Genomic DNA, 17745 nt, shown 5'->3' on the forward strand with positions numbered 1-17745 from the left:
TTGAGATATAATTTTACATAGTGGTTACTATTTGTAAACTTCGGGTTGTTTTTATTAATACAACGTTTTTTTTAAATTAAAGACGGGGTAATATTGTTCATGGATTTTTGCGGCAACTATTTAAACAACACGAATCCATGAAAAAAAACTACAAAAAGCTGTTTATGCTCCTGTTTTGTGGCACACTGGCTCAGGTTGCCGGGGCGCAGTCAACAGTGCTGCATTACTGGAATTTTAACGATAACAGTAGTATTGAGGCCATAACTGCAGTGTCTCAGTCGGTTGTAGGTACACCGTCTTTAACAGCATTCATTAACGGTGAAACCACTATCGATTTTGCCGGAGGTACAGGCCAGAATTTTGATGTACTAAACCTTAACGCACAAAATAATGATCCGGCAGGAACGCACTTACGATACAATCAGCCTATAGGCGGCTCACTTATTTTTGCATTGCCTACTACAGGTTATAGAAATGTTATAATGAATGTTGCTACAAGGCGTTCAGGATCTAGCGCAGGCACGCAAACATGGTCATACTCTACAGATGGTACTAACTTTACCACGTTTATAACCAGAGAGCCTAATAATGGCGATCCTGCCCTTGTTACAATAGCTTTTACAGCCCTGCCTGAAACAGATAATAATCCTAATTTTAAAATTAAAGTAGAATTTTCTGTAGGCCCGGGCGGTGATGGAGGCAACAACCGTTTTGACAATTTTACACTTACAGGAACACCACTACCCGGCACGGTAGATACTACTGCCCCGGTTGTAACTGTTACCCCTGAAAACAATGCTGCTAACGTGGCAGTAAATACAGTGGCAGCTATTGCCTTTAACGAAAATGTAAGGCTTGTAAACAATGAAGCTATAACAAATGTAAATGCCGGTACAGTGGCAGAACTTCGCGTAGGTGATGCTACAGGAGCTGTTGTGCCCACTACTGCTACTTTTGCAAATAACACTATAACACTAACGCCTGTTACAGCACTTGCTAATAACGAGCAGTATTATGTGGCTTTATTGGCTAACAGTATAGAAGATACCAGCGACAACGCTGTTGCAACTGTTGTGTCTTCTACATTCTCTACAATTGCTGTGCAGTCGCCACTTACAGCCGGAGACCTGGCGTTTGTAGCTTACAGGATGAACGCAACAGGTACTGAAGACGAAATAGCCCTTGTTACTTTTGTAGACATTGCACCGGGAACTATGATAAACTTTACCGATGCTAAATATACAACCAACGCTCAACCTCAGTGTACAGGTGGTTTTACATGGACTGCCGATAGCTGTTTACCAGCCGGTTCGGTAATTACTATACAAACAGATACACTTGTAGCCAATACAGGTTCGACTGCAGGGAGCGGCTTTGGCCTTAGTTCGGGTGGCGATCAGGTAATCGTATATACCGGTACAGCTGCATCTCCAAACTATATTACAGCACTTTCATCTAAAGGGTGGGTTGCTGCAAACACTACCTGTAATGGAAGCGATTCTATGCTTCCTGCCGGACTTACTGATCTTGTAACGGCTTCTAACCTTAGTACTGCTCCGGGCAACACATCGGGCAACACGGTTAATGCCTATTACAGCGGTACTAACGAGGGTACAGTTGCTGAGCTTAAAACAGCAATTTTAAACCCTGAAAACTGGACAGGTGTAGCTGGAAGCACCACTGCGCAGGTATGGCCGGAGTGGGCTTTCCCATCTTCGCCTACAGTACAGGGCACAATTGTAGAGAACAATACTACTTTGGTGCTGACCTTTAATAACGAACTTAACGAAACTGAGGCTGCTGACATTAGCAACTATACAGGTATCAGTGGTCTCGCAACTGCAACTGTAGTTGGCAATGTTGTTACGCTAACTTACGGTACTCCTTTTGCTGCGGGTACAGATTATGAACTTACCGTAACGAACATTACAGACGAAGCCGGGCTTACAATGGCTTGCCCTTATGTATTTAGCTTTAACTACAATAGCACTGTTTCTTTAGATGAAACATTTGTTGTGGTTAGCGAGGGAGAAGGAACACTAAACTTTGTTGTAAACCTTGAAAACCCAGCAACAGGATCTGTAGACCTTGTTTTAAAAACAGCTCCTTTCAGTACTGCTGATGCGGGAGATTTTACTTATGAGACCCGTACACTTAATTTTACAGGAACAAGCGATCGTGTTCAAACCATTGCTATTCCTATTATTGACGATGCCGTTGCAGAACAACAGGCCGAATATTTTGTTCTGAGCCTTGAAAATCCTGTAGGTGTTAGTATCGAAGGTGACAGTTTTGCTACTGTTTATATAAAAGATAACGATGTTCAGGCTCCGGTGCCAAGCCGTAGCATAGCATTAGATTATGTTACCAGCTTTGACCCTTCGGGGGTTAATGACAGTACCTGCGAGATCGTAGCTTACGACCCTGTGAGTAGAAAACTGTTTGCTACCAGCGCTGTAGAAGGCAGGCTTGATATTATAAACTTTGAAAACCCGGAGGCTCCTCAAACTATACAGTCTATCAATATGAACACCTATGGTGGTGTTACGAGTGTAGCTGTTAAAAATGGTGTTGTAGCTGTAGCTTCTCCAAATGCCGATGAAGCCCTTAACGGAAGTGTGGTGTTCTTTAGCACTGATGGAGAGTTTATCAGCCAGGTAACTGTAGGTGCCCTGCCGGATAATATTTCTTTTACCCCAGATGGAACAAAAGTGCTTACCGCTAACGAAGGCCAGCCAAACGCAGATTATTCTATAGATCCTGAGGGTTCTGTGAGCATTATCGATATTTCTGGTGGCGTAGCTTCATTGACCAATGCTAACGTTACAACATTAGGCTTTGAAGCATACAACAGCCCGGAAGCTGAGGCTGCCCTTAGAGCATCTGGTGTTCGTAAACTGAAACTTACAAGTACTATGTCTCAGGATTTTGAGCCAGAATACATCACGACAAGCGCTGATTCTCAAAAAGCATGGGTTGCCCTACAGGAAAACAATGCAATTGCAGAGATAAACCTTACAAACAATACTATTACAGATGTTTGGGCTCTTGGTACAAAGGATATGAGCCAGCCGGGTAACGGTTTCGATATATCTGATAACAATGGCGAGGTGCTTATTGCCAATTGGCCAATACAAACCTACTTTATTCCTGATGGTGTTGCTACTTACAGCGTAAACGGTACAAACTATATTGTTACCGCTAACGAGGGTGACGAAAAAGAATATACAGGTTTTGTAGAGCGTACAACGGTTGGCGCTGGCAGCTATAACTTAGATGCTGTATTATTCCCACAGGCAGAAATGCTTAAAAAGAGTTTTAATGCAGGAAGGTTCAGGGTAAGTAACCTTGAAGGTCTTAATCAGGACGGTACAGGTTACAACGGAATTTATGCGCTGGGTAGCCGTTCGTTCTCGATCTTTAATGCAGATACTAAAGAGATAGTATTTGACAGTGGCGACGATTTTGAAATGTACACTTCTACAGAACCGTCTATAAGCGCACTATTTAATGCTGATAGCGAAGATAATACTGCTAAAGGACGCAGCCGTGCTAAAGGCCCTGAACCGGAAGGTGTAACCGTTGCACACATTGGCGACAGGGTATTTGCTTTTGTTGGCCTTGAAAGAATAGGTGGTGTTATGGTTTATGATGTTACTGATCCTACCAATGCACAGTTTGTAGACTATGCCAATACAAGGCTGGTTTCTTCTTACGGTGGCGATAATGGCCCTGAAGGTATAGTATACATTAACAACGAAGACAGCCCTAATGCTACGCCATATATTATTGTTGCAAACGAAATTAGTGGTACACTAACCATATTTGAAGTTAATACAGATGCTCTTAGCACTAACAAACCGGGTCTTGAACCTAAAACTTTTGTAGTATTCCCTAACCCGTCTGAAACCGGTATTGTTTACTTTAACCGTGTTGCCGATGTTGAGGTATATGACTACAGTGGCAAACTTATTAAGTCGGCCAAACAGGCACTTACGCTTGATACTACTAACATGGCTTCGGGTATTTACCTTGTAAAAACATCTGAGGGCATTGTTAAAAAGCTGGTTATAAAATAATAATAATAGTTTCGTGTTTTAATTTTTATTCCGGTTCCGGAATGAGATCCTGCCCGTCCTGGGCAGGATTTTTTTTTGCCCATATCCGATCCAATCATTGGTATGCAACAAGCTAAAACCATTCGTCTAAATTTTAACGTATTCAGTTTCTTTGTTTATCAGGTTTTTGGTTCGCTCTGTCTGCACATAAATACCATTCGTCGAAAGTTGACTTTTTAGCGACGTATTAGGTTGTTACTTTGTCTCATAATTAAAGAACAAGCAGGTAATCATACCTAATAATTGCAACGAAAATGAAAGCATTCTACTCACTTACCAATCTTAAAAACGCAATGACAGTTGCTCTTTTTACAGTTTTTTCTACTGCTGTAAATGCGCAGTGTACGGCTGAGACAGTTTGGAACGGAAATGCATGGAGCAATGGTGTGCCTGCACTAAATGTAAGAGCTGTAATTTCGGGTAACTATACAGCATCTGCAAATCTTTCAGCCTGCAGCCTTTCGGTTACTAACGGAGCACAGGTAATATTAAATGCAGGAACTACATTAACAGTACAAAATAACATAAATGTTAGCAGTAACTCTCAGCTAACTATAAACAATAATGCGAGTCTTGTACAAATAAACGACGGTGCGGTTAATACAGGCAACGTTACAGTAAAAAGAAACAGTTCACAGCTATTCAGGTTAGATTATACTTTATGGTCTTCACCTGTGGCAGCTCAAAACATTTTAGCGTTCTCTCCACAAACATCAACTAATCGTTTTTATGAGTACAGATATGCTGTTGAGGCTAATACAGGTGCAGTATCAGGACAGTATTTTAATATAAACGCTGCTACTACCAATTTTACTGCCGGTAATGCATATCTTATCCGTATGCCAAATGCCGATGTTACACCCGGATATAATGCCGGTACTACAGCCTTAACGTTTGAAGGCGTATTTACCGGAACACCAAACAACGGTGTTATTACAAAAGAGCTTTCTACACAGGGTGAACGTTATACATCTGTAGGAAACCCTTATGCATCGCCAATAAACATAAACGATTTTTATACAGCTAATACTAATGTTCTTGATGCCGGAGCAGCCCTGTATTTTTGGAGAAAGAAAAGCGACACCAATGCAGGCAGCTATGTGGCTATTACAAGAGATGCTTATGTGTACAATCATGTAGAGGGTAGCAACGGACAGTTTGGAGGCGAGCAGTGGGATGAACTTTTTAATGTAAACACATCTGAAGAAAACTGGGTTATAAATGCAGGACAGGGATTTTTTGTTCGCACAGCACAAAACGTTGCAAATCCTGTGTTAATGTTTAACAACGCAATGCGTAGGGGAGACGTGCACAACAACCAGTTTTTTAGAACAGCACAGCCTGCCGATGCGCAAAAATCGAGGCTTTGGCTTAACCTTGCAGGAAACAATGGCTTTAGCCAAACAGCAATAGTATACAGTAACACCGCCACACTTGGAATTGATTATGGAAGAGATGGTATGCAAATTACCAGTGGGGCGGTTTCTTTTTATTCTCTTGCACAGCAAACAACACAGTTAACCATACAGGCAAGGCCGGAGTTTACAGCTAATGATGTGGTGCCAATGGGCTATGTTGCAGATGCAACAGGAACTTATACCATAAGCGTTCATCGTGCAGATGGCGTGTTCGAAAACGGTCAGGAGATATTTATTAAAGATAACCAGACAGGTGTGATACACAATCTTGCAACTGATTATACTTTTACAACCGCAATGGGAACTTTCAATAACAGGTTTGAGGTTATGTACAGGTCTGCTGCTTTATCTTCAAATACACCTGTACTTACGACTGACGAGGTAATGGTTTATAAAAAAGACGGTGCTATAAATATAGCAACGGGTACTGCCCAGATGACTGATGTTTTGGTTTTTGATATGAATGGGAGGATGGTTTATAGCAGGAACAATGTAAATGCTTTAGAAATGTCTGTAACAGGTTTAAATGCAGCACAGGAGGTGCTTATTGTACAAATAAATACTGTAAAAGGTAAAGTAAATAAAAAGATTGTTTTTTAAGGTTGATAGTGATTGGTTGAAATCTCCGTTGTTTTTTGTAACAGCGGGGATTTTTTGTTTTAGTATTATCTCTATCTAACAGCATCACTATTCTTCATTTATATAATTACAAGTTATTAAGATGTGACACGTTGCAAAAATAAGAAGAGGCTGCCTAAAAAATAGACAGCCTCTTTTTGAGTTTTACAATTGGTCAGTTTTAGTAAACTATCCTTTTGCTTACTTTACCTTTCTCAGTATTAATTTCAAGTATAAGTACCTGTTGCTGTACCTGCAGGTTGCTAATAGCAGCCTTTGGAGCATTAATATCTTTTTCAGAATAAAGTTTTCTTCCGCGAATATCGTACACAGTTACATTTTTTATAAGTGTAGTACCTGCGGTGATGTTAATAGATTTACCTTCCTGATAAACCATAACGTTGTTGGCGTTAAACTGGTTATTTCCATTACCCATCACAACGTTACTTGCCCAGTTGCTGTATTCGTTTTCACCACATATACTGCGAACAAATAGGTAAGTGTCTGTAGCAGGATTAAAAGGCACATCAAAAATATAAGTAGATGATGTTATTGTACCCGGCTCTGTAGGAGGCGTTGGAGATGATGAAAGCACATACTCGTAGCCAGTTGGTGGATTTCCTAACATAGGTGCACCCCAAGTAAGGTTTGCAATAGTTTCGTCCTGTGGTAGTATTTCTACACCATAAGGAACAAAACAAGTAGGTGTCTCAACTACATTAATAATGTAATCTTCTGTTTCGCCATCACCTAAGTTACCACATACTGGTATTGGAGCTGTATTAAATGAGTTTCTAATCCTCATTCTGTAAGTGCCTACAGGTGTTCCAATCGGCACAGTTATAGTTCCTAATGCTACTGGTGATGTAACATATTGGGTTGCAATAGCTCTTTCGCCTGCATCAGTAAAGTCGAAGTTACCGTTCCAGTCAATCCAAACACAGTATGCATACGTTCCTGAAGGGTGCGTTGCTGCAAGAGCAAACGAACCACCGGCATAAGTAGATACAGTGTACTGAGAAGTGTAATCACCAAAACCACCTGTAGAGAACGTTGAGGTATTACTAAAGTTAGTTTCTCCAAGAGTTGTGCTAATGTTGCTTATATATCTGTTCGTAGCATTTGTATTACCGGCAGGGCAGTAGCCGCTAAAGAACTCATAAGTAACCCATGTACTGGTACCGTCTTCACCACAAACTGAACGAACATGCAGGTAGCTTGCAGTATTTGGTGTTACAGTTACTCCTGTAGCGCTCAGGGCTGTTGTAGCAGTACCGCTTGCAGGTGGTGTAGCCGATGTTGTAATAGCATACTCGTAACCTTCCGGAGATCCTGTGTTAGGAACTATCCAGCTAATGTCTGCACTTGTAAGCGATGTAAGGTTCAGATCAAGTTCCCTAGGAACATCACATGCAGGTGGAGGTGTAAGCTCCCATTGTAGTGTAAAGGTGCCTGAATTTGCATTCCAGCCATCCTGTACCCAATAGATCCTCTGTGTGCTTCCTGTAAGGTTTTCCCATTCTGTTTGCTCTGTTTCAGAGTCAGTACAAAGAAGGAACTCCTGATTGTCTTCATTACAGTCTCCTATAAAAATTGAGTGAACAGAGTCGTAACCACTTGTCCTAAGACCAATGTTTAAAGTATATCCGTTAGGTACGTCTACATAATAGAACATATCAGATGCGCTTCCTTCATGACAAACCGGAGAATAGTCATTAGCTGCACCCGCAGTGCTGTAGCTGTATGGGCTTGTAAGTGTTGCAAGGTCTATTGCGCTTGCACATGTATCGCCCTGTAAATACCTAAATGCTCTTGATACCGACCACTGGCTGTAGTCGCCATCGCCACAATTAACTCTTACGTGAAGGTAATACCATGTATTGTCAATAATCGTAGTGTATCCTTCAACACTAGTTTCAGTTGTTGGTGTACCTGATTCAGGAGAAACAGGAGATGTAGATACAAAATATTCATAACCTACAGGTGTGTCACCAAGGTTTTGAGTTCTCCAGCTAAGGTTAGCTGTACCCGATGCAACACCAACACCCACAACCCCTATAGGAGCATAACATGTTGGGGGGGCAGTAACGTTTATTCTGTAATCATAAGCCATACCATATTCATAAAGGGCACATGGATCCGGGCTTTCCCAGTTGCTGCGAGAACGTATCCTCATCCTGTAAGAACCTTCTGTTGCAGTTCCCGGTATGTTAATGGTGCCATCTATTGTAACCTGATTCCAGGTAGTGTTCTCACCTTCGCTAACAAGTTCGCCTTCATCGTCAAAATCAAGGTCGTTGTTCCAGTCTACCCATATTTCATAGTTGGTATAACCCTCTATAGTAGCGCTGTAGTTAAAGGCGCCTCCAGGCTCCTGGCTTACAACCATACTATCATAATTGTTAGTATATACTACACCAGAATCTTCCGGGTTAGAGATATTTGTGAAACCTACAAAAGTTTCAAATGCTAATAATCTGTAACCAGTCCAGTTTGAATTCGGTACACAGTGGCCAGAATAGAATCTGTAAGTAACCCACTCACTATATCCGTCAGGACCACAGTTTGTGCGCACATGCACATAGTTAAATGCATTTGCAGTACTTGTAACGCCATCTACAGACAGTGCTGTGGTAGCTGTACCGCTTGCAGGTGGTGTTTCAGATGTTGTAATGGCATATTCATAGCCTGTTGGTGTACCTGTATTTGGTAGCGCCCAGCTAATATCGGCTGTTGTTAGCGATGTCATTACGCCTTCAACCTCTCTTGGTATGTTACAGGCAGGAGGTGCTACTAAATCCCACTCTAAAGTAAAGTTACCTTCGCCAATGTTATATCCATCCTGTACCCAGTAAACAGTTTGTGTGCTTCCTGTAGTATTTTCCCAAATAAATGTTTGCTCATCGCTATCATCCCAGCAGGCAATTTCTGTTTCGCCCGGACATGTTGAACCGTAGCCTATATAGTTGGTTGAGTCATAATCATTAGTAGTCTGGCCAATAGTTAAAGTATAACCATGAGGCACAACTATATAATAAAATAGGTCTGCTGCAGTATTTTCAAAGGTACAACCATTTGTAAAATTGTGTGTAGCACCTACAGTGCTTGAGCTGTATGGGCTTGTAAGTGTCTCTAAGTTAATTGCAGTTTCGCAGGTATCACCAGGAAGGAACCTGAATTGAGGAGATGTAAACCATTCGCTATATCCATCAGGTCCACAGTTTGTGCGAACATGTACATAATAGTATACGTTGTCTTCTATGCCGCTGTAACCTGTAACTGAAGTTGCAGATGTTGTAGTACCACTTGCAGGTGGTGTTGCAGATGTTGTAACCGCATACTCATATCCGGTAGGTGTACCCCCAATTGTAGGAGCTACCCAGCTAAGGTCAGCAAGACCCGATGCTGTAGCCACACCCGTAACACCTGTTGGTGTAAGACAGGCTGGCGGATCTGTTACGTTAATGGTATAATCTTCAAAAGAAGCTGTATATCCTGTATAACAGGCAGAGATAGTGTTCCAGTTAACAACAGCACCTATTCTTAAGCGATGTTCTCCTAAAGAAGCTGTTGTAGGTACTGTAAAAATTCCTGATAAAGATGAGATTTGTTGTGCTCCGGTGAAAGAACCTGCATAAACTTGCTCTCCTTCATCATCAAAATCAAGGTCGTTATTCCAGTCTACCCATATTCTTACGTTATGACCAGTCCAGTCTGAATTATATGTTATGCTAAAAGCCTGTGTAACACCCTGACCTATGCTAACAGATTGATCAGAATAGTTGCCATAGCCACCATTTTCTAATCCTGTTGTATTGTTTATAGAGCCAATAGTAACGTTTGTAAAACCTTGTCCTGCTGTGGTTTGAGGATTAGGTACACACACGCCATGATAAAGAGAATATGCTATCCACTCACTATAATCGCCGCTGCCACAATTGGTGCGTACATATATATAGTTAGTTGCATTTACTGTAAGTGTTGCTCCTGTAACAGATGTTGCTGTAGTAGCTGTACCGCTTGCAGGTGCTCCCGGAGTTGTTGTAATGGCATATTCATACCCTTGTGGTGTTGCGCCAAGAGTTGGTGCTGTCCAGCTAAATTCGCCTACTCCTACACTGGTACTGCTTGCTGTAAGTGCTTCTGGCATAAAGCACGATGGAGGTGTAGTAACATTTATAGTATAATCTTCAAATGCTCCTGTCCAACCTGTGTAACAAGGGCTAATAGTGTTCCATGATACAACACCGCCTATTCTCATACGGTGGTGGCCCAATGTTGCGTTTACCGGAACAGTAAAGCTACCCGTTAGGGTGTATGCAGCTGCTACTCCCGAAAGCCCGGCATAAACTTCTTCGCCTTCATCTTCAAAGTCAAGGTCGTTGTTCCAGTCTATCCATATTTTTACATTATAGTCATTAAAATCTGTAGCAAGAGAGATGCTCACAGGCTGTGTTACACCTTGCCCAATGTTTGCTATTTGGCTTGTATAATCACCATAGTTATTGGTTTCATTGCTTGTAGTATTATTAATACTGCCTATGCTTACATTAGTTATACCCCTACCGCTTACAGATTGAGGTGTTGCAAAACAATAGCCTGTATAAAACCTAACTGTTACCCACTCGCTGTATCCATCTGTAGTACCACAGTTAGAACGAACGTGAAGATAACTGTAAACGTTTACCGGAACAGTAATTCCTGTAACAGATGTTGCAGATATAACCGTTCCGCTTGCCGGAGGTGTTTCTTCCTGCGTTACGGCATATTCATAGTTTAATGCTGTACCTGTAATAGGTGCTCCCCAGCTTACATCTACAGATGTTGCCGATGTAAGTTGTGTAGTAACTGCACTTGGAAGGTTACATGGCGGGGGAGGGGTTAAGGTCCACTGTAAAGTAAAGTTTCCAAAATTTGCGTTGTAGCCATCCTGAACCCAATACACTGTTTGTGATGTTCCGGTTGTGTTCTCCCAAACCACTTCCCAGCCTTCATAATCAGCCTGAGAATCCGGGTCGTCAGTACATCTGACAAGATTTTGGTCGTCGCAGCTTCCGTAGAATACACTGTGTACAGAGTCATAGTTGTTCTCTACCTGACCAATGTTTAAAGTGTATCCGTTAGGAACCACGATAGAATAAAATAGATCTGGTGCTGAACCCCAGTCATGGCAGTTAGGCGTATAGTCATTTGTTGCCCCATCGGTTGTGCTGCTGTAGGGGCTTGTCAATGTGGCAAGATCAATAGCAGTTGCACAGGTTTCCCCGTCCTGAGCAAATGTATTTGCCGAATTTAACATTAAGAAGAATGCTGCTACCAACATCCAACTTTTTTTGACTAATACCTGACAGGAATCAATAGCATGGCTATTGACTACAGGTAACCGCAAGTGGTTGCCATGCCGAATGGATGGCAAGTTGTAGTTTTTTTTCATAAGAATGTAATATTTGTGTTTTGTAATTTACAAATATTTACCTCTCTTGTTAATCTTTTGAATTGATTTAGTAAATAGATAAATCTTTGCCTAAATTTTTATCATACATTGTTTTTTATGAGAAATATGTGTTACTAAAATGCTAAATTTTAATAATTTTCGTGTAAAGATTAAAATCTCTAATCTGATTATTTGATATTTTGAGGTGCTAAAAATACTTATTTTTTGCTTTTTTTTTGAAAACAATATTATTTTACTGATAATTGTTTTGAAAAATGATAAAATTTTATAACAACAACCTGTTGGTTGTGTTATGTATATAACAAAAATTAAGGGTTGGCACATATGTGCCAACCCTTAATTAATTGAGTACTATTTTACTTAAAAAACAATTCTTTTACTCACTTTCCCTTTTTCTGTATTAACCTCTATAATTAATACCTGCTGAGCCACTTGTAAATTATTTACAGATGCTTTTGAGCTGTTCATATTGTTTTTGTTGTACAATGTCCTTCCGTTAATATCATATACGGTAACACTGTTTATGGTGTTGTTACCTGTGCTTATGTTTATGTTTATGTTATTACCTTCTTTAAATACTACAACACTGTTGGCGTCAAGTATAGGGTTGTTGTTTCCAAGAATAGGGCTGGCTGCATACACAATTTCAAAACGGCCGTTAAATGTACCTGCCTCACTTGTAAAGCTGTAGGTTTCTTCAAGGCTGGTTACTGTGTTTAGTAAATTGTCTTTAATAAATACTTGTTGTCCTTGCTCAAACAAACCATCTACACGGCTAACATTTATTGTAAACTGTCCTGCTGTTGCAGTCGTAAATCCTAATGCTACAACATCATTAGCTGTAAATGCCGGTCTTGCCTGTACAGACAGATTGGTGTTTTCGGCAATAGTGTATAAAGCTATCCCTCTACTGTCGTTAAGCATTGCTCCGTCATAACCAAAGTCTATACCATTAGTAGCATTATCCATATAGGCAACTGCTGCCTGGCTAAAGCCCTGCTGACTGTTTTTAAGGTTTAACCATATACGCGATCTTGTAGAAGAAGCCGTTCTAAAGAAGCCTTGATTGCCGCTTGCAGGAGCAGGTCTTCTCATGGCATTGTTAAAGGTAATATCTGTAGTAGATGGTGCTGCTTTTGTTTTTACAATAAAGCCCTGTCCCTGAGAAATTAACCAAGTGTTTTCTGCGCCCTGGTAGTATGAAGCCTGACCTGCCGGATCTCCTCCTTCAACAGGGCTCGGTACATATCCTTCTTCTTCCTGGCTCGACGCATATCCTGCAAGGGTTAATGTAGCATAAGATGAATCTCCTGCACCGTTTCTTTTTCTCCAGAAATAAAGACCTGATGTTTCGTTTAGTACACCGCTGTTGGTTGTGAAGAAATCTACAACGCTTATTGGCGATGGGTAAGGGTTACCTACTGCTGTAAAACGGTCACCCTGTGTAGAAGCAGTTTTAGAAACCGTACCGTTGTTAGGAGTACCTGTAAATATTCCTTCATAGCTGTATGCTATTGTGCCACCGTTGTAGCCGGGAACACTAAGATTGCCGTTTGGCATACGTATAAGGTATCCTTTAGCTTCTTCAAACTGTGTTGAAGGGTCTACAATAAAATATTGCTCAACGTTTGCTCCTAAAGTAGCGTCAAAATCATATTTGTACTCATAAAAACGTCCTGTAGTAGTTTGAGGAGAGAAATCGCCAAGTGTCAGTCCACTAACAGGAGACGACCATAGTGTATAGTCTAACCTGAAAAGTTGGTTGCTGTTTTTAATCACAGTAATATCATCAGTATTATTAACGTCTGTGTTTTGTAATAGAGCAGCATTGTTTTGAACTACAAAATCAGCAACTGCAGCATTGTTTGTAATACTTTCTTCTACGGTAAGAGTTGTTCCTCTTGTAACAGTAAATGTTTTTCCGTTGTTTAGAGTGATGTTTTTTACAGCAAGGCTGTTGGTGCCGGTAGTAAAGTTTGCATCAATAACTACATCAATTGTGCTGTCAGGAGTAACGTTTGGTACCCATGCGGCAGGAGTTCCCGTCCATGTTACTACGGCAGGTTTAGTAGTAACGCTTGTAACGTTAGAGTTGCCTGTAGTGCTGTTAGGGCTGTAAGCTCTAACTCTGTAATAATATGCCGTGTAAGGATCAAGTCCTGTAATAGTTAAAGATGTGCCGTTTACTGTAGCATTTTCATATCCTGCAAGAAATACAGGGGTAAAGTCATATACGTGGCTTCCAAGCCCGTCTATCGTATTAAGTGCATAGGTATCCCATTCAGCTGAGCTGTATGTTGTTGAAGGAGTAGATATGTTGCTTTTTCTTCTTAATGTAACGTCTGCGCCCCAGTTGCCTGATGATTGGCTTACACCTACAACATCGATCATAGTCTCACTTTTAAATAATCCAATTGCATCGTTGCCTGTAAAGAACACTGCAATGTTGTCGGTAGAATAAGCTACAATTTTGTCGGCTGCAGCTCTCATCGGAGCACCGGCAGAACTGCTTGTAATTACGTAAGCCTGACCGTGTTCTAAAGTGCCGGATAATGTTAAGTTTCCTGTGAAAGAAGTTGAACCGTTAATAGCTGTTCTTAAAGAATAGGTAGAAAGGTCTACCGTATTTCCGGTGCCATTATAAATTTCTATGGCACGGTCGCTGTTCGTTGCTTCCGGATTAGAAGCCTGTGTACCTCCTTCAACATATTCAGATATAATAAGTTCGGAAGCAAGTCCTGTGGCAAAATTAGCGTTTGTACTTATATCAAGTCTATAGCTTTGTGCGCCCTCAATAGTTGCCCAGTTGGCAGTAAAGGTTGTTTGTGTAACTTCTGTGGCTGCGGTAGTAACAGGATTTGTTGTTAGGGCAGTTGTAGTAAATGAACGCTGAACACCATAATAAGTGCTTGTTCCGTCGGTGCCATAAGCTTTAAAGTAGTAAGTGGTATTTGGTAAAAGACCTGTTACAGTAGCACTAAAGTTGCCGCCTGTAAGGTTATTTGATACTACCTGCGTGCCTGAACCGTTTGCAAAGTTGTTTGTAGTGCTGTATTCGAAACCATATGCTGAAAATGCTGAACACGCTCCGGCTGTAGCTGTACCTGCAAGTGTGGCAGATGTTACTGCAATGCCTGTTGCAGGTGTAGATGTAGTTACTGTACCAGCCGGGTTTATGCCTGCTCCGGTGGCATTAACCGTAAGCTGTGCAGATGAGTTATCGCCCTGTCCTGCTACTGAAATAGAACCGTTGTAGCTTTGTACCGTTGTTGGTGAGAAATGAACATATACTGTAGTAGATGCCCCTGTAAAGTTAGTAATTGTTAGGGTAGGAGTATATGTTCCGTTTTCTGTTAACGAATAAGTAAATCCTTCAAGTGCCGAAACCTCAAGCGTACCATTGCCACTAATGTTAGCTCCTGTAAATGTAAACGAACCAGTAGCAGATGTTGTATTGATACATGTATTACCAAAATCAATTGCTGAAGAATCTATGGTTAACATTGGTGACGTTGCAGGCAATGTCGTTGCTGTTGCAACAGGGCTGTAATCAGTAAAGGTAGAAGTTCCTATAACACCTCCTGTTGTCATGGTTCTCGCTCTTGAGTCGAAAGTGTACTGCGTATTGGCTGTTAATCCGCTAACGATTATCGGGCTGTTCCATACAGCGGCAGTTTGGAGAACTTCTGTTGTTCCAAGAGTGCCATCTGCCTGAACAAAGTTTGTTCCGTTTACTCTTATAGAATATACAACCGTATTGTTATTGCTGTTTTCGTTTAATGATAGTGCAAGTTGTGTAACGGTAATACTCTCTGTATCTATAACCGGAGCACCCGGAGTATTTGCTTTGGTAACAAATGAGTAAGTGGTTCCGTAAGCAGTGTCTACAGAGTTAGTAGCATAAGCTCTGTAATAGTAGCGTGTATTAGGGGTTAGCCCTGTAATTGCTGGTACTGTAAAAGCACCTGTGCCTGTACCACCTGAAACTATATTGTTTGATATTGTAGGGTCTGTGGCAGTACCCCACACTATACCTCTTGCCGTAACAGTTGCTGTACCAGCATTAGTTACATTACCTCCCGGTACAGTTGCAGAGTCTGTGTTAACAGTAGTTCCGTTAGCTAAAGCAGTAGTTGAAACTGTTGGAGCAGTAGCCATTACACTACTTGTAATGCTGATATCATCAACAGCTATCCTGTCTCTTGAGCCGCTAGATCCTGCACTTTCCCAGTATATCCATCGTACCTGTACTACAGCCTGGTTGTTTGCGGCTGCAGGAAGTACTTCGGTTAGAGTGCCTGAAAAGTCGCCATCGCTCTTCCCGGCAGATGTATATGTTGTTGTAGTACCCACATCAGTCCAGGTTGCAGTGGTACCAACTCTATACTGTAATGCGACTGAGTGATCTCTTGATGCTTGTTGTAAAATTGTACCAGCCCTCCAGTTTACAGTAACACTTGTTCTTCCTGTAGTTACTATCGCTACAACAACTGCACCGGCTGATTGACTTCCGGATGCAAGCATACTAATTCCGTTATTACCTTCATATTTCCAGGAACCACTGTTATTTGTCTGGCTATTTGGTAAATCACCTGTACCGTTAGCAGTTGTTCTTGTTGTAGGTATCGCCCCTGCAGATGTACCGAATCGGTGTGCAGCCATACCCGCAGGAAGAGTTCCGGTAGACAAGGCCGTAAATGAATAAGGTAAATTTTGAGCCGTTGGATTTGTCTGCCCCCATGAGGTCGTAACCGTAAACAATAAAGCAAGAATTGTTAACCCTTGCAATAATTTAGGTAATTGTTTTTGCATAAAATAGTTAATTTTTAGATAGTTTTCTTTGCGAATAATGCGGTAAATATGCATTTTGCAAATATAACAGTTGTTAAAATATTAACAGGAGGTTTTGTGTAAAAACAAGGTTACCATAGTGTTAACTATGGTAACCGCAATTTTGATGTCGTTACAGTATCGATTAGCTTGGTGTGTTGCCTGTATTTTAAGAATTATTCAATAAATAAAAGCCGTGCTATATAGTGTTAGTTTAATATTACTTTAAAAGTTTTTGTTGCACTGCCATTTTTTATGTTTATAAAGTACATTCCCGGAGCATTATTGTCTATGTCAATCTCATTGTTGCTTACTGCCATATTAGCCTGTTGACCTAAACTATTATATACAATATAAGTATATCCGGCCTGTGCAGTGGCATTTTGCAAATATACTTTTCCGGTTGTAACGGTTGGGTAAACTACAAGTGTATTTAGGGCATATTCTTCTGTAGCAAGTAGTTGCCAGTTGTCCTGAGCGTTAGGGCCATTCCAAATTAAGGTGGCAAGATATGGCTCGTCTATAAAAGGGTTGCGGTTGCCCTGCATGCCTTCTAATACAGTGTTGCGGTTTCTCTCATATTGGCTCACAGGATCCTGCACATTCCATTCTAAAAAAATATCAGGCATGTCTCCAAAGGTGCTGTAATCAGTACTTCCTGTACCCACTCTCGTGGCGGCACATTGTTCCTGGTAGCGTACATACATATACATCATCATTCGGGCAACATCGCCTTTCCATTCATCACCGGGATAAAACAGATCGCCTGGCAGGGTATGTGAATTGCCACTGCCTGCTGTAAACTTTCTGTTATTACGGCTTCCGTTCATTTGGCTGTCTATAGCACGAAGATGGTGCGCATCGCTTCCGGGACCCTCGCGTTCAAGATCGGGCTCACCTAACGACTGTGCATATACATGTTCTCTAACCCAATACCCAATGCAGCTTCCGGTTCTGTTGCAGCTAAGGCTTACATCTCTTGTGCGGTCGTTACTAACAACATTGTCAGTGTCATTGTAACCATAAAAAAGCAATACATTCTGCGGATTGTCGGGGTCAAGGTCAGATTGGCGTAGTGCATTCCACACATCCGGAGTATATATAAGTTCGGTTGTATGGGTTTCAGTAATCAGTTCTGCCAACTCGTCTTTAAGTGCGTCTCCGGTAAGCGTAAAATCTATAGTGCTGTAGTATTCCGGTATTTGTGCAAGGCAGTAAAAGGGTAGTAAAAATAAGAGTAGTGTTTTTTTCATAGTTTTCGTGTTTAGGATTTTCCCGTGTAAAAAGGAGGGCTTCAAATATAACG

Annotated in this window: 5 protein-coding genes; 2 read left to right on the top strand and 3 right to left on the bottom strand. The window is 41.2% G+C overall.

Annotated elements, in window-relative coordinates:
* Window positions 1-137: 137 nt before the first annotated feature.
* Window positions 138-4079, top strand: a complete 3942-nt coding sequence (locus tag GR160_RS01410) for a choice-of-anchor I family protein (RefSeq protein WP_160748044.1) — start codon at window positions 138-140, stop codon at window positions 4077-4079.
* A 293-nt stretch (window positions 4080-4372) separates the two neighbouring features.
* The gene (locus GR160_RS01415; RefSeq protein ID WP_160748045.1) at window positions 4373-6136 is read left to right on the top strand and encodes a T9SS type A sorting domain-containing protein; all 1764 of its coding nucleotides are present in this window, start codon (window positions 4373-4375) and stop codon (window positions 6134-6136) included.
* Between the two features lie 199 nt (window positions 6137-6335).
* On the opposite strand, the gene GR160_RS01420 is transcribed toward GR160_RS01415, so the two are convergent.
* The 3 genes from GR160_RS01420 to GR160_RS01430 all read right to left on the bottom strand — a co-directional run bounded on the left by GR160_RS01420 (window position 6336) and on the right by GR160_RS01430 (window position 17692).
* Window positions 6336-11588, bottom strand: a complete 5253-nt coding sequence (locus GR160_RS01420; protein ID WP_160748046.1) for a GEVED domain-containing protein — start codon at window positions 11586-11588, stop codon at window positions 6336-6338.
* A gap of 381 nt (window positions 11589-11969) precedes the next feature.
* A complete protein-coding gene (locus GR160_RS01425; protein ID WP_160748047.1) occupies window positions 11970-16421 on the bottom strand; it encodes an S-layer family protein in 4452 nt (1483 codons plus the stop codon).
* A 227-nt stretch (window positions 16422-16648) separates the two neighbouring features.
* Window positions 16649-17692, bottom strand: coding sequence for an endonuclease (locus GR160_RS01430; RefSeq protein WP_160748048.1), 1044 nt, complete (start codon window positions 17690-17692; stop codon window positions 16649-16651).
* Window positions 17693-17745: the final 53 nt, after the last annotated feature.

Origin of the sequence: Flavobacterium sp. Sd200, from assembly GCF_009826935.1 — a bacterium.
Lineage (GTDB): Bacteria > Bacteroidota > Bacteroidia > Flavobacteriales > Flavobacteriaceae > Flavobacterium.

Coding starts and splice junctions, on each gene's coding strand:
- GR160_RS01410 (WP_160748044.1), top strand. CDS start 138: ATGAAAAAAAACTACAAAAAGCTGTTTATGCTCCTGTTTTGTGGCACA.
- GR160_RS01415 (WP_160748045.1), top strand. CDS start 4,373: ATGAAAGCATTCTACTCACTTACCAATCTTAAAAACGCAATGACAGTT.
- GR160_RS01420 (WP_160748046.1), bottom strand. CDS start 11,588: ATGAAAAAAAACTACAACTTGCCATCCATTCGGCATGGCAACCACTTG.
- GR160_RS01425 (WP_160748047.1), bottom strand. CDS start 16,421: ATGCAAAAACAATTACCTAAATTATTGCAAGGGTTAACAATTCTTGCT.
- GR160_RS01430 (WP_160748048.1), bottom strand. CDS start 17,692: ATGAAAAAAACACTACTCTTATTTTTACTACCCTTTTACTGCCTTGCA.